The 14,204-nt window shown below is 43.6% G+C and carries 10 protein-coding genes; 7 read left to right on the top strand and 3 right to left on the bottom strand.

Annotated features, from left to right (window positions below; all coding sequences use genetic code 11):
• Positions 1-236: 236 nt before the first annotated feature.
• Positions 237-1,817, bottom strand: a complete 1,581-nt coding sequence (locus RT084_RS07715) for a peptide chain release factor 3 (protein WP_050325426.1) — start codon at positions 1,815-1,817, stop codon at positions 237-239.
• Positions 1,818-2,038: 221 nt separating this feature from the next.
• Here RT084_RS07715 and RT084_RS07710 point away from each other — a divergent pair, with 221 nt between their 5' ends.
• From RT084_RS07710 to RT084_RS07700, 3 genes are all read left to right on the top strand, one after another.
• Positions 2,039-3,187 (top strand): AI-2E family transporter, encoded by a 1,149-nt coding sequence (locus RT084_RS07710; RefSeq protein ID WP_248107733.1) that lies wholly within the window; start codon positions 2,039-2,041, stop codon positions 3,185-3,187.
• A gap of 348 nt (positions 3,188-3,535) precedes the next feature.
• The gene (locus RT084_RS07705) at positions 3,536-4,024 is read left to right on the top strand and encodes an FKBP-type peptidyl-prolyl cis-trans isomerase (protein WP_065254139.1); all 489 of its coding nucleotides are present in this window, start codon (positions 3,536-3,538) and stop codon (positions 4,022-4,024) included.
• A gap of 308 nt (positions 4,025-4,332) precedes the next feature.
• The gene (locus RT084_RS07700) at positions 4,333-4,542 is read left to right on the top strand and encodes a CsbD family protein (RefSeq protein ID WP_060995603.1); all 210 of its coding nucleotides are present in this window, start codon (positions 4,333-4,335) and stop codon (positions 4,540-4,542) included.
• Positions 4,543-4,871: 329 nt separating this feature from the next.
• On the opposite strand, the gene RT084_RS07695 is transcribed toward RT084_RS07700, so the two are convergent.
• Both RT084_RS07695 and RT084_RS07690 read right to left on the bottom strand, forming a co-directional pair.
• Positions 4,872-7,055 (bottom strand): carboxy terminal-processing peptidase, encoded by a 2,184-nt coding sequence (locus RT084_RS07695; protein ID WP_313098920.1) that lies wholly within the window; start codon positions 7,053-7,055, stop codon positions 4,872-4,874.
• A gap of 151 nt (positions 7,056-7,206) precedes the next feature.
• Positions 7,207-8,967 carry a proline--tRNA ligase gene (locus RT084_RS07690; protein ID WP_313098916.1) on the bottom strand — a complete coding sequence of 587 codons (1,761 nt, stop codon included), beginning with the start codon at positions 8,965-8,967 and terminating at the stop codon, positions 7,207-7,209.
• A 329-nt stretch (positions 8,968-9,296) separates the two neighbouring features.
• On the opposite strand from RT084_RS07690, the gene RT084_RS07685 reads away from it, so the two are divergent.
• The 4 genes from RT084_RS07685 to RT084_RS07670 all read left to right on the top strand — a co-directional run bounded on the left by RT084_RS07685 (position 9,297) and on the right by RT084_RS07670 (position 14,115).
• The gene (locus tag RT084_RS07685; RefSeq protein ID WP_312383759.1) at positions 9,297-10,001 is read left to right on the top strand and encodes a DUF4230 domain-containing protein; all 705 of its coding nucleotides are present in this window, start codon (positions 9,297-9,299) and stop codon (positions 9,999-10,001) included.
• Between the two features lie 352 nt (positions 10,002-10,353).
• Positions 10,354-10,944, top strand: a complete 591-nt coding sequence (locus RT084_RS07680; protein ID WP_313098912.1) for a hypothetical protein — start codon at positions 10,354-10,356, stop codon at positions 10,942-10,944.
• 641 nt (positions 10,945-11,585) lie between these two features.
• On the top strand, positions 11,586-11,798 hold the full coding sequence (locus RT084_RS07675) for a hypothetical protein (protein WP_313098909.1): 213 nt from the start codon (positions 11,586-11,588) through the stop codon (positions 11,796-11,798).
• A complete protein-coding gene (locus RT084_RS07670) occupies positions 11,779-14,115 on the top strand; it encodes a sensor histidine kinase (protein WP_313098906.1) in 2,337 nt (778 codons plus the stop codon). Before RT084_RS07675 ends, RT084_RS07670 begins: the two co-directional genes overlap by 20 nt.
• The last annotated feature ends 89 nt before the right edge of the window (positions 14,116-14,204 follow it).

Below are 14,204 nucleotides of genomic sequence, written 5' to 3'. Positions count from 1 at the left end.
TCGGTTTGGTGGTATGCCTCGAGCAAAGGGGCTGTTTCGTGCAAAGGTCTCTAGTAGTTATCGCTAATGGGTTTATTGTAGCCAAAATTTAAACGTTTTACTAAAGTAATTAGGTTACCAATATTTATTGTTTGCACTCATTGGGTTATCGTTTGGTAAATTGGGTAAAATCCTTTTAAGGTTGAAAAAAGCTGACAGGGTTTGTCAGCTTTTCTGCAGTTATCACCGTGAATGTATCAATGCTCACGGGTGGCGCTAAAGGTGATTTCTGGATAACGCTCTTGCATCAATTTAAGATTAACCCGGCTTGGGGCAAGATAGGTCAAATACCCACCACCATCGACCGATAACTGGTCGTGGGCTTTTTTCTTAAACTTCTCAAACGCCACTTTATCATCACAATGCACCCAGCGCACCGTCGCAATCGACACAGGCTCAAAGGTACATTGCACTTTATATTCTTCAAGGAGGCGATGCGCGACCACTTCAAACTGTAGCACCCCTACCGCGCCCAAAATCAAATCATTGTTGATTTGCGGCATAAATACTTGGGTGGCACCTTCTTCTGATAGCTGCTGTAGACCTTTTTGCAGTTGTTTTGACTTAAGCGGGTCTTTAAGTACCACACGGCGAAACAATTCTGGCGCAAAGTGGGGAATGCCTGTGAAGTTTAAAGTTTCACCTTCGGTAAAGCTATCGCCAATTTGGATGGTGCCGTGATTATGTAAGCCGATGATATCACCCGAATACGCTTCTTCCAGCGCTTCGCGGTCACCTGCCAAAAACGTCAAGGCATCTGAAATGCGTACTTCTTTGCCCAAGCGCACATGTTTCATTTTCATGCCTTTTTCGTACTTGCCTGAACACACCCGCATAAAGGCAATACGGTCACGGTGTTTTGGGTCCATGTTGGCTTGAATTTTAAAGACAAAGCCGGAGAATTTTTCTTCATCGGCTTTGACAGTGCGTTCGACTGTGTCATGGTCTTTAGGTGCTGGGGCGTATTGGGTCAGTACATCAAGCACCATGTTAATGCCAAAGTTACCCAACGCAGTACCGAACAGCACAGGCGTTTGTTTACCGGTCAAAAATTCATCGACATCCCAATCCTCATGTGCCATTTTTGCAAGCTCTAGGCTTTCTTCAAATTCACGGAAGGCAATTTCACCGATTCTCTCGCGGACGTCTGGATAGTCATAGCCGTCACGGCTCTCAATCTCGACAATCTCAGTACCATGACCTTTTTGATAAAAGTAGGTTTTATCCTCGCTGATGTTGTACACCCCAACAAAATGCTGACCTGTACCAATCGGCCACGTCATCGGCACACATTGGATTTTTAGGACGTTTTCAATTTCATCAAGCAGTGATAACGGGTCACGGATTTCGCGGTCAAGCTTGTTGACAAACGAGATAATCGGCGTGTCACGCATCCGACATACTTCCATCAGCTTGATAGTTCGTTCTTCGACCCCTTTTGCCCCATCAATCACCATCAGTGCGCTGTCTACTGCGGTTAAGGTACGATAGGTATCTTCTGAAAAGTCGGCGTGACCTGGGGTGTCTAGCAGATTGACCATGTTGTCGGCATAGGGAAACTGCATCACAGAAGTGGTAATCGAGATACCACGCTCTTGCTCCATGCTCATCCAGTCAGATGTCGCGTGTTTGTCGGTTTTGCGTGATTTGACTTCACCTGCGCGCTGAATTGCTTGCCCCCACAGCAGTAATTTTTCGGTCATGGTGGTTTTACCGGCATCGGGGTGCGAGATAATAGCAAAAGTGCGGCGTTTGGCGATTTCAGAATGTAGTGACATAGTGTTTGACTTAAAAGTAGCGAGGCTTGATAACCGATAAAAGAAAGAATAAAAAAGATGGCATATTGTAGCCGATTTTACGTTTGATTGCGATTTTCGCGGGTTATTATTGCGCATCACGCGCGCGATTTTGACAAAATTTTGTCATAAATCTAATACTTTAATCACTAAAATTGTGTTAGTTTTATCTCATCTTTTTTTATCTTGTTAAGATGTTATTTATGACCGCTGAACCATTTGGCAACAATCCTGAACCCGCACTCAACAATAAAAACAACGCCTCGACCAGTGCTCATTTGGGCGATCCTTTTTTGACCAATGATCGGTTACAGTGGTCAGATATGAAAAGTTTTTTGTTAGCGATTAGCAGTGTGATTGTTGTCTGGCTACCTGTACTATTGCTACACCTGACTTTAGTGCTTTTTGCCACCTTAATTACTTATGCGCTGGTTCGCGGCATTGCCGGCTGGATTCATCGGCATGTCATTGCCTATATGCACAGCGCCTCGCGTCAGCAGCGTATGGGTAAAGTGGCAGAATGGTTTGCTATTGCCATTTTGGCGACTTTGATTTCACTTAGTGTGTATGTATTTGGCGATTGGATTGCTGATAAAGCCAGTGTTGATGTCTTTAATAAGCTTATCCGACAGATATTGGACATATTTGACCAGCTTCATACCCTACTACCCGCAAGTATCTCTCAGCATCTACCCATTTCAGTCAGTTCATTCCAAGCTATGCTCATGAGTACTATCAAAAGTCATGCGCCACAACTACAGTTAGTGGGTATTCATACGTTGCGCGGCCTTGGTTATGTGCTAGCGGGTGTCGTGATTGGTTGTATTGTGGCACTGCAAGTACCTGTGAATAGCGCAGCACATAAAACCCCATTTACCCAGCATTTGCGCCAAAAATTTGATGAACTTATCATGGGGTTTAATGATGTATTTTTTGCGCAAGTCAAAATCTCTAGTATCAATACCATCTTAACTTCGGTGTTTTTGCTAGGGATATTACCGTTACTCGGTCATCCGCTACCGATGGCTTGGACCGTTGTGCTTATCACCTTTTGCGCAGGGCTATTCCCTGTCGTTGGTAATTTGGTCTCAAACATTGTTATCGTCTTGCTTAGCCTGACTCACGGGCTTGGCATCAGCATTTTATCGCTTGTATGGTTGGTAAGCATTCATAAACTTGAATACTTTTTAAATGCGCAAATCATTGGTCACAAAATCCGAGCGTCTGCTTGGGAATTGTTGTTATTTATTTTGGTGCTTGAAGCGACGTTTGGGTTGGCGGGACTCATTAGTGCGCCAGTCATTTATGCCCAAATCAAACGCATTTTGGCAGATAGGGGCTGGGTTATATAAATGCCCCTACTTGCTACAGGACACATTAATAAATAATTTGCCCAATAAATTGAATTTTTAAATCTTATCGCCATTAATAACAGAACACGGCTTTATTGTTACAGTGTTGTATGGTTGAATGATTAAAAATGTGTTTTAACATCTATAACTGCCAAACTTTTAATGATTGATGTTACAATTTACATTAACATTTTTTGGCGTATTTTGAGGTTTAACCAAAAGTTGAAAGATTTTCACAGTAATTGTAGTGAAAAATCCTAGCAATTTTTAATTTCTAGCAATTTTTAATTTATTGTGCCAAAAAAGCGATTTGCCAATCCATTCATTGATTCATAAGGAATTTTAGCGATGTCTACTATCAATAATAACAACGTTGTACATTTTCATTACACCTTAAAAGACGACGAAGGTAACGTCATTGACCAATCACCAGAAGGTCAACCCCTAGCCTACTTACATGGTTACCAAAACATTATTCCAGGTCTTGAGTCACAATTAGCGGGCAAATCAGTGGGTGATAAATTTACTGCAAGCATTGAACCTGCAGATGCTTACGGCGAATTCGATGATGCTGCAGTACAAGAAGTTCCACGCGAAAATTTCCAAGGTGTCGAAGATATCCAACCAGGTATGCAGTTCCAATCGCAAACTGAAGACGGTCATGTGATGTTAGTCACTGTGAAAGATGTACAAGAGGACAAAGTGATTGTTGATGCTAACCATCCCCTAGCAGGTAAAAAACTTCATTTTGATGTGGAAGTGGCAAGCATTCGTGATGCATCAGATGAAGAGTTACAACACGGTCACGTACACGGTGCAGGCGGTCATCACCACTAAGTTATCATTAAAGCTTAGAAAGATTAAATGGAAGGCTATATTTATAGCCTTCTTTTTTTGTGCAAAATTTTACCCTATGAAATACTTTTACGGGGTGTAAGAAACGCTTGATATTATTTACAAAATCATTGATTTAGTTACGTTTTTTGATGCTTTACTACAGTTTTTACCACACACTGTGCGCTAGATTTAGGCATAATAGTTTTATACCCAACAAACAATCCAAGCAATAATAAAGACGCAGGATTGGGTATATATTTTTAATTATTTATATAGCATTAAATTAATTACAAAAAAGGATACTACTCATGAACGAGAATACAATTAAAGGTCAATGGGAACAAGTTAAAGGCGCTGTAAAAGAAACTTGGGGTGACTTAACTGATGATGAAATTACCCAATTGGAAGGTAATCGCCAAAAGCTATCAGGTAAAATCCAAGAGCGTTATGGCCGCGCCGAAGATGTGGTAGAAAAAGAAATCGACGACTGGTCAGCCCGTCATGACTATCGTTTCTAGAATAGATTAACTCCTCCTCCAAAGTAAAAAAGCCATATCAGATGATATGGCTTTTTTACCTGCTATCCTAGCATCACTGACCTCATCCTTAAGGTCCTTACTAACTGGTAGTGAATTTCTTGACTCATCCTAAGTCTCACTCCACGTGTTTATCAAGCATCATTCCTTAATACTACGATAAACCATTCCTTTATTGGCAATTCTGTCCCTATCTCAATCCTTGAGAACCATCCCTGTGCCGTTGAATGTATTATTACAAAATTTACCATTCGGTAACAGTCGTACAAACGTCAATGCATGTAAGCTTTTGCTTACACACATTTTTGCCATTAGGGTCGCTGGTTGTTGGCTGTCTGTGCATCAAGCATCACATTAGCCGCTTCAATCACAAATGCTTCACTTTCAGGAAGCTTTGGACGTTCGGCTTGTTTTAGACGGCTACGGACTTCTAATTCTGCATCTTGCGCAGCTTGGTACGCTGTCCACGTGCTATACGGGCTTTCCCCATTGGCTTGGCGTCTCGCATTTTCTGCCGCCAACATTTTTGCCTCAATGTTTTTGCGGAAAGTACGGCGGTCATTGATGTCTAATTTGACAGGCTTTTTATCATCTTCCTCATTACGGATTCTGTTGAGTTGGCTTAGATAAGCAAACTGGGCATTGGCTGCTTGACGCTGCTGTGACAAGGCGTTGAGCGATTGCAAGGTCTCACCGGAATAGTTGCCCGCAGGTTGGTACGGTGCGGCGCGAATGGTATCCCATGCCAGTGGGTTTTTCATGCTACGTTCACCAAACTCCATGCCTTCATAGATATTGACCAAGCGAACATCGGGTACAACGCCTTTATTTTGGGTACTGCCGCCAGTGATACGGTAGAACTTGCGCTGGGTTAAGGTCGCTGACCCTAAGGCAAGGTTATCAAGCTGAATTTGCGCTGAGCCTTTACCTGTGGTCGTGCTGCCGACAATCAGACCGCGGCCATAATCTTGAATCGCTGCGGCAAAAATCTCGCTGGCTGACGCTGAGCCTTGGTTAATAAGTACGGTCATCGGGCCTGTATACAGCTGCTTACCTTTATCTTCGTCTTCATACACTTGGATATTGCCGCGATTATCACGAATTTGTACCAGCGGACCTGACTTGATGAACAAGCCAATCATTTTGGCGACTTCATCGAGTGAGCCACCTGGGTCATCACGCAGGTCTACCACTAGGCCATCAATGTTTTGCTGGTTTAAAGCTTTTAACGCGTTTTCCGTATCAATGCTGACACTACGATAATCTTCTCCCGCACGGCGGGCTTTATAGTTGAGATAAAAACTTGGGATTTCTAGCACACCGATTTTTTTGGCTTGTCCGTTTTTATCTTTGATACTAATCACCCGATGATTGACGCCCGATTCTTCTTGCTGAATCACGTCACGTATGAGGGTGACATTACGCGCGCTACTGTCTGGGGTGTTAGGCGCTTTGACGCGCACGGTGACGGATGAACCTTTTTTACCGCGAATGAGGTTCACTACTTCCCGTGTCGAATAACCGACGGTATCGACCATGCCTTTATCTTCAGTGGATACGCCGATGATTAAGTCATTGGGTTTGATTTGACCCGAACGAGCGGCAGGCCCGCCATCAACTAAGCTGATAATACGGGTGTAGTCAGGATTTTTGCGATCGGGCTGAATCGAGACACCAATACCGACCAATTCAAGTGTTGATTGGATTTGCATCTCATTGGCTTGCACGGGGGCAAAGTAATTACTGTGCGGGTCATAGGCTGCCATCGCTGCATTTAACAGGGTTTCAACGATTTGGTCGCTATCGATACGCTGTAGCTGCGCATATTGGCGCTTTAAACGCTGGTCTAGCACTTGGCTTGGTGAGCGCGTTTCGTTTTTGACTAAATCACTGGCGTTGTATTTATCGGCATTTTCTTGCAAAAACTTGTCTTTGTTTTTGTCTTCATCTTGATTGATGGTCATACCAATTAGCTGGTAGGTCAGCTGTTTGCGCCAAAAATCGCGTTGCTCGGCAACGGTTTTAAAACGTGGCAATTTTTCACGGTTCATAATGACCGTTTCATTGCTCTGTAAGTTCACAGGCGATTTTAACAAGCTATCGGCAAAGCTGTAATACGCTTTTGAGCGCTCAATAAAACGCTGATAGATGTCAAAACCCGCTTTTAAATCACCGCGTTTGAGATAATCGGCGAAACTATTGCCATATTTTTGGGTAAATTCATCGATATCGGACTGCAAAAACACGCTATGATTGGGGTCAAGCGCATCAAAATAGTCGCCTAAAATTTGCTTGCCCGTTGCAGCGTCCATTTTTTTATCTAGATAATGACTACGATCCAACAACGCTGCGACTTGCCGAGTCACCTGCCGCTGCTCGTTATTGATCTGCCCGACGCTCGTCGACGCTGCAATGGCGGTTTGGTAACTTTGTCCCAGTATCGCCCCACCCATCAACAGGGCAAATACACTGGCGGTAAGTTGTTTGTATTGCATGACTTTCCTTACTCTATTTAATGAAGCGATAAACAGAAAAAACTGACAGCCCATCTTAGCACTGTCAGTTTTTCCACACCATACAAAACGTGTAAATGTTCGACTCAAATCATCCATCAAACCTAATCGTTTGTAGCGGTAAGTTGCTCTGTTAGCCAATCAATTGATTGTCTTTAAACAGTTGGTTTAATTGCGCAGCAGTGAGCAATTGTTTTTCACCATCTTGGCGATTGACATATTCGTATTTCACCTCGCCTGTTTCACTGATATTTTTCTCTGAGATAACAATACGATGAGGAATGCCGATGAGCTCTAAATCGGCGAATTTTACCCCCGCACGCTCGTCTCGGTCATCAAGCAGCACATCAACACCTTGGGCTTTTAGCTCTGTGTAAAGCGCTTCGGCAAGCTGCATTGCTTTGTCTGTCGCGGCATCTTTCATTTTGCCTTTAATCATCGGCACAATCGCCACAGTGAATGGCGCAAGGCTCTCACCTGTGCTACTGGTTTTCCAAATGATACCATTGTCATCGTGGTTTTGCTCAATGGCGGCAGCGACGATACGGGTAACCCCGATACCATAACAGCCCATCATAGTAATGACAGGTTTGCCCTGCTCGCCCATCACCGCACAGTTTAATGCTTTGGCGTACTTGTCACCCAATTGGAAAATATGACCGACTTCGATACCGCGGCGGATTTGTAAAGTACCTTGTCCATCTGGGCTTGGGTCGCCTGCTACCACGTTGCGAATATCGGCAATTTCGGTGATGGACGCATCACGCTCCCAGTTGACGCCCGTGGTATGAAAATCTGGCTTGTTAGCACCGCTAACAAAATCTGATAACACCGCAGCCGCACGATCTACAATCACTGGCATGTTCAAATCAAACACCCCGATATAACCTTTGTGCAGGCCCGCCGCTTGCATCGCCTCTTCGCTCGCCATGGTGAGTGGGGCTTTGACTTGCGCCAATTTTTCGGCTTTGATTTCATTTAGGGTATGATCGCCCCGTAACACTAACGCGACTAAGGTGCTTTTACCTTCTGCGGTAGGTTCACCTTCGACGATTAAAGTTTTGACCGTCTGTGACAATGGCAAGCCTAAATGCTCAGCCACTTGCTCACAGGTTGGCATATTGGGCGTGCTGACATCGGCTTTGTCCTGCGTTGGGGCAGCACGTTCACCGACCGCTACCGCTTCAGCAAGCTCAATATTGGCCGCATAATCTGAGCTATCTGAAAATACGATATCGTCTTCACCACTGCCGGCTAGGACTTGAAACTCATGCGACGCAAAGCCACCAATCGAGCCGGTATCGGCTTGCACCGCACGAAAATCTAACCCAAGACGGGTAAAGATATTATGATAGGCGCGATACATATCATCATAGGTGCGCTGTAATGACGGTTGGTCGATATGAAACGAATAGGCATCTTTCATGATAAATTCACGTGAACGCATCACCCCAAAGCGTGGGCGAATTTCGTCACGAAATTTGGTTTGTACTTGGTAGTAACTCACAGGGAGTTGTTTATAGCTTTTTAGCAAGTTACGCGCGATATCGGTAATCACTTCTTCATGCGTTGGACCTAACACAAAGTCACGTTGGTGACGGTCTTTAAACCGCAGCAGCTCAGGACCATAGGCTTCCCAGCGACCTGATTCTTGCCAAAGCTCGGCCGATTGCACCACAGGCATTAGCAGCTCTTGGCAGTTGATGGCATCCATCTCTTCACGGATGATTTTTTTAACTTTTTGTAAGGTTTTTAGACCCATCGGTAGCCACGTGTAGAGACCCGACGCAGATTTACGAATCATCCCTGCACGGAGCATTAATTGGCTGGATATGATATCGGCATCACTTGGGGTTTCTTTTAACGTTGCAAAAGTAAATTGACTGGCTCGCATGGCACACCTTGTTTGTACGGCTTGAAATAAGAAAAAAACGAGAATGGATAGACTATTTGGTAAACCGATTATCTTATTTTATGCCACTGGGTGGTGCAATAGTTTTTTTAATTTTTACCAAGTCGATGCCGTATTTTTGGACTTAGCATTTTTGGACTTAGCATTTTTGGTTTTAGCATTTTTGGTTTTAGCATTTTTGGTTTTAGCATTTTTATAAATTATGACAATTTGGTCGTACCCATTGGCTATTTAAACTAACTACATTGAAATTATGGCAAGTCATAACCATACAAAATAGTATCCACTATTAAACTGTTAGGAATGGATACATGACCCAACTCCCCACTTCGTCTTCCACGCCATCAGCTGAGGCAAAACCGACTACAAACTTGCCAGATCCACCTGCACCGGGCAACAAAAAGCCGGTTTCTTTTTGGGTGAGTTTATTTTTACTGGCGGTGATTGCGGTGGCGGGTTGGCTATTTTTGCAGTGGCAACAAGCAAATACGCCTAAAAAAGTTGAGGTATTAACCCGTGAAGGCGTGGTCACTAAGATTCAAAGCCTCAATCGACTACAAACCGTGGCCTATAATGTCGATACCGTTATCACCAGCCAAAAAGAAGGCAATTGGTACGCCCTGTGGCAAGATCAACAAAAGGGGCTTTTTGTCGCTCATGGGCGGGTGACCGCGGGCATTGACTTAAATCAACTAAAACCCACTGATGTACAAGTGACCCCAGATGGTAGCCATGTCAGTATTACCTTGCCCGCTGCGCAGATTTTGGATAGTTATTTAGATAACATTGAAGTGTATGATATTCAAACAGGGGTATTTGGCATGGTGCAAGCCGACCCGCAAATATTTAACCAAGCCCAAGTGGCTGGCAAAAACCAAGTGCTGACATCGGCTTGCCGCTCGGGCATTCTACAAACTGCCAATGATAATGCCCAAAAGCAAGTGCAATCGTTATTTGCACTGGCAAATGTACAAGTCACTGTGAAAGTTACCGCGCCCACTAACAATTGCCGTTAAACCGATTGTTTGCCTATCAATAAAACCAATCCAAGGATAAAAGCGTTTTTTTGTTTTATGTTATTTTTGTGCCCTATCAGAATTGGTATGAAAGGCATAAATAATGGATATGTAACCTACCTTAATAATAGGAATGTTGCTAAAATCTCAACTTTATAACCCGCTAGCTAGTCCACTAGATAACCCGCTAGTTTTAGACGACATTTATTTGCTACATCATCAAAATTTGCAATAATAATAGCCACTTAACGTATCAATTTCACCAAGAGTTACGTTAATTGATTGCAAGGATGCTTGATGGCGTTTTAGTTGTGTAAAAGATCAATTCGCTAGCTGTTGGAGAGTTTACTGAATGAATGTCACGTCTGCCTCAGATCGTCTAAAAAAAGTGATGCGGATTGCTTTGGTTGGCATCAAGCCTGGCGACCAAGTGATGCTAAAAGGGTATCTACGCATCTTGCTTAGACTCGAAGCAGATCTTGAATGGGTATCAGCGAACAATCAGCAAATTGATTTATTTATGGTCAATCATGATTTTCGTCATGCTGAAAGCGTTCAAAAGTTAATTAGTAGCAAACCCAATACGGCAACTATTTATACCGCTCGTAGTGAGACGGAAAACGGCTATTTATCGCAAGATTTATTGGTGTTGCCGCTCAAAGATTTAGAGCCGCTGAGTGAGTGGTTGTTTTCACAATTGCCATTTTTATCTGGCGTACCTGTCAGCAATAAGGAATCTACTGCCGCTAAGCTCACCGCTGATGCCATCGACGCTTATCAATCAACGACAGACACTATAGCCAACCAGTGCGTAGCTTCAAATCCGCCTGCTCAAGTTCCCAATCCATCATCTGGTGTTGCACAGTCTACGCAATTTTTAGCTGTTACCATCAGTGATACCCCAATGCCCCTAACCCACTTGCCAAATCTAGTCAGTCGGTGAATTGGCGCTAGAGGGCGGCATTAATATTGGCTATATGGCACACCTGGGCAAGAACGCTTTAGCTTTATTTGGCCGATACTATCGCGAAAAGCGATGGGTATTTTTAAAACTGTTACGCTAGTAAATATTTGGATACAAATATGAATGATTAGTTGTTTCAAATGGAAAACCGTATTAAGCCCAGTGAGCCATTTATTGTGCTATCTAATAAAGGATTGCACGAATTAATCCATACCATAAGTGGCTATGAATAAAGCAGCTAATCGTTTGACAGAGCACGATAAAGCATCTCATTAATGTAGCGTTAGTTTACACGGTAACCGTTCACCATTAACTATTAGCCATGGAAAAGCGCTCAACAGCATTCAGGGCTTTTTTCATGTCCATCCTATTACATCACGCTATCACACCATCCTATCACACAATGAATTCGTAACATTTTTCTGCATTTCATCCGACTTTTTATGCAACTTAAGTTTAATAATTTAGCAAAATGTGATTTAAAAATTGCTATGGATTGCCCCATTACCTTTCATCGGTATAATTCATCATTTTGTCATATAACCTGACTACACTACCGTCACCGACGGACGATGGTTTATCGATTTTCTCAATAGGATGACGCAATTTGGGAAATTGAGATGAACCATCGTTTTTTTGCGTTAACGGCTGCTGTTAGAGTTTGTAAGCTTTTTTACTTGGGGCTAAGCGGTGCAATAGGTCATTTAATTAGCCAATCAATTTGCCAACAGATAAGTGACAATGATGAATTTTTCCAACCTTACCACACGTTTGCTATGCGTATTATTGCTGGTTTTTTTGGTGTTTTTGGCGATGGTGTATTGGATCATTGACCAACAAGCCAAGCCTAACGTCGCTAAACTGACCTCTCAGACTATCATTGAAACTGGCAATGAGGCGGTGAATGGTATTTTGTCGCGTGTGAGTCAAATTGATGGCATGGCAGTGACAGCGAGCCGTATGACCGGCAGTTTGCCCAAGAATGCCGATATCATCAACACCAGTGTTGGCAATTTAATGGCAAATATGGATAAAGGCATTGTCGGCGGCGGTGTGTGGTATGATCCTTTGATGTACAAACCTAACGTCGATGAAGCCGCGTTTGTTTGGCAACGGGATATGCAAGGTGTCATGCAGTCTGCCAGCCAATATCAAGCCATCAATCCTGGCTATCAAGCACCAGCCAAACTTACCGCAAATCGGGTAGCCGACCAAAAAACACAACCACAGCTTGCCATGCCCTATTACCGTGATTGGTGGTATGTGCCCGCCGTATATGCCAATCATGACCACTGTGTGTGGAGCCGTGCTTATATTCACCCGACCACCAAACAGCCCGTCATGACCTGTGCCAAGGCGATTTTTAATGCCCAAAACAATGGCTTTGAAGGTGTGGTGAGTTTTGATGTGCTGCTCGGGCGTATGCAGTCGATGGTCAAAGAATGGCAGCGCAAAACAGGCGGTTATGTGTTTTTGGTCGATATGAACAACAATTTTTTGACCTTCCCCAATGAAGCCCAAGTCAAACAAGTGACTGCTACTAATCCGCAAGGCGAGATGATTGATGTCAATAGTTTTGCCAAGAAAAACCCTGATTTTGCCCCCATTGCCAAAAGCTTAGACAACATCAATGACAGCATCATCAAACAAGCGCAAAAAATAGACGGTGGTAAATTTGATTTTACCGCCAATACGCTAGTGAGTAGTACCAACCTACAAAAAATCTCTCCCTCAGAAGCACGCATCATTTCAGCCATGCTAATGACCCAAAGCGGGCAAAATGAAAATCTCAACGCCACCCATTTTGTCGAACAAGTCAGCTTAGACAACGATTTATTGCTCAAAACCCCTTCCACAGCGTTTATTTTTGCCATGCCGATGACCAATTGGAAAATGGTCATCGTCAAACCCAATCAAGAACTGATGTTATTTGCCAATCAGCTAGGTAAACAGTTGCAATGGTATATGCTATTGGGTTTCTTACCGGTACTGCTATTAAGTGGTTATATTTTCCACCGTATTTTGGCGGTACCGCTGCACCAAGTCGCTCGTAACGTCCGTGAAATCGGTCAATTGATTGCACAAAAAAAATATCTGTCACTCAGTGATCACAAATTGCCACCGGCAAACATTCAAGAAATTGGCGTGATTACTGACTCGATGAACCAGCTGGTTGATCGGGTGGTCGAGAACGAAGGCGCATTAGCACAAGTCAATGAACGCTTAGAGCAGCAAGTGGCAGAGCGTACCGAAAACTTGCACCAAGCATTAAAAGATTTAAAAGCCTCTCAAGTGCAGTTAGTACAATCAGAGAAAATGGCAACCATCGGTCAAATGGTCGCGGGTGTTGCCCACGAAGTGAACACGCCATTGGGCTATGTGGGTAGTAACTTAGAGTTGATTGATGAAAATATCGTACGTTATGACGAATTGATTGACCATACCCAGCAGCTCAAACAACTGATGCAAGCGTCGCCGACTGATACAGCAACCATCAATCAAACGATTGAACAAACCATTGCTTGCAGTGATGAATTGGTCGCCGATGCGGTGAGTGATGATTTGCATGGATTGGTGGATGATGCCAAATTTGGGGTTAGTCAAATCTCAGAATTGGTCGTCAATTTACGTGATTTTTCTCGTATCGACCAAGCCAAAATCAAAGCCGTCGATATCAACGACTGTATCAAAAACTCCCTAGTCATTGCCCGTAACAATATCAAGCAGTTAGAGGTGATAACTGAGTTAAATGCTATCGAACCGGTTAGTTGTAACCCATCCCAGATTAACCAAGTGCTGCTAAACCTATTTAATAACGCAGCACAAGCGATGGGGCAAACTCAGCACCCTACATTACACATTACTAGCACAGAAGACGGCGCCAATGTGTATATCAGCGTGGCGGACAACGGTACTGGGATGAGCGCTGAAACCCAAGCCAAGATTTTTGAACCATTCTTTACCACCAAAGCGGCAGGCGAAGGTACGGGACTGGGTCTTGCTATTTCGACCCAAATCATGCAGCAGCATAACGGCGATATTCATGTGCAATCACAACTTGGCGAAGGCACGACATTTACCATTAGATTGCCCAAAACAGCGATTAGCAGCGAGCAATCACCCAAGCTTTTAATCGCAGAAGAAAGCTAATGCTGATGTTAGATAACCGATAGCTGACAGGCAATCTGCTCAGCCATACACGAGCCACGCTTGATTGTAGCCAATTTTAATTGTAGTCA

Source organism: Moraxella sp. CTOTU48717 (assembly GCF_032057165.1).
Lineage (GTDB): Bacteria > Pseudomonadota > Gammaproteobacteria > Pseudomonadales > Moraxellaceae > Faucicola > Faucicola tetraodonis.
This window is presented reverse-complemented; position numbering and strand designations above follow the sequence as displayed.

Bases quoted from the DNA above. Each gene is read 5' to 3' on its own strand.
- RT084_RS07685 (WP_312383759.1), top strand. From the start codon at position 9,297: ATGACCCAACTCCCCACTTCGTCTTCCACGCCATCAGCTGAGGCAAAA.
- RT084_RS07680 (WP_313098912.1), top strand. From the start codon at position 10,354: ATGAATGTCACGTCTGCCTCAGATCGTCTAAAAAAAGTGATGCGGATT.
- RT084_RS07670 (WP_313098906.1), top strand. From the start codon at position 11,779: ATGGTGTATTGGATCATTGACCAACAAGCCAAGCCTAACGTCGCTAAA.
- RT084_RS07695 (WP_313098920.1), bottom strand. From the start codon at position 7,055: ATGCAATACAAACAACTTACCGCCAGTGTATTTGCCCTGTTGATGGGT.
- RT084_RS07705 (WP_065254139.1), top strand. From the start codon at position 3,536: ATGTCTACTATCAATAATAACAACGTTGTACATTTTCATTACACCTTA.
- RT084_RS07715 (WP_050325426.1), bottom strand. From the start codon at position 1,817: ATGTCACTACATTCTGAAATCGCCAAACGCCGCACTTTTGCTATTATC.
- RT084_RS07690 (WP_313098916.1), bottom strand. From the start codon at position 8,967: ATGCGAGCCAGTCAATTTACTTTTGCAACGTTAAAAGAAACCCCAAGT.
- RT084_RS07710 (WP_248107733.1), top strand. From the start codon at position 2,039: ATGACCGCTGAACCATTTGGCAACAATCCTGAACCCGCACTCAACAAT.
- RT084_RS07675 (WP_313098909.1), top strand. From the start codon at position 11,586: ATGAACCATCGTTTTTTTGCGTTAACGGCTGCTGTTAGAGTTTGTAAG.
- RT084_RS07700 (WP_060995603.1), top strand. From the start codon at position 4,333: ATGAACGAGAATACAATTAAAGGTCAATGGGAACAAGTTAAAGGCGCT.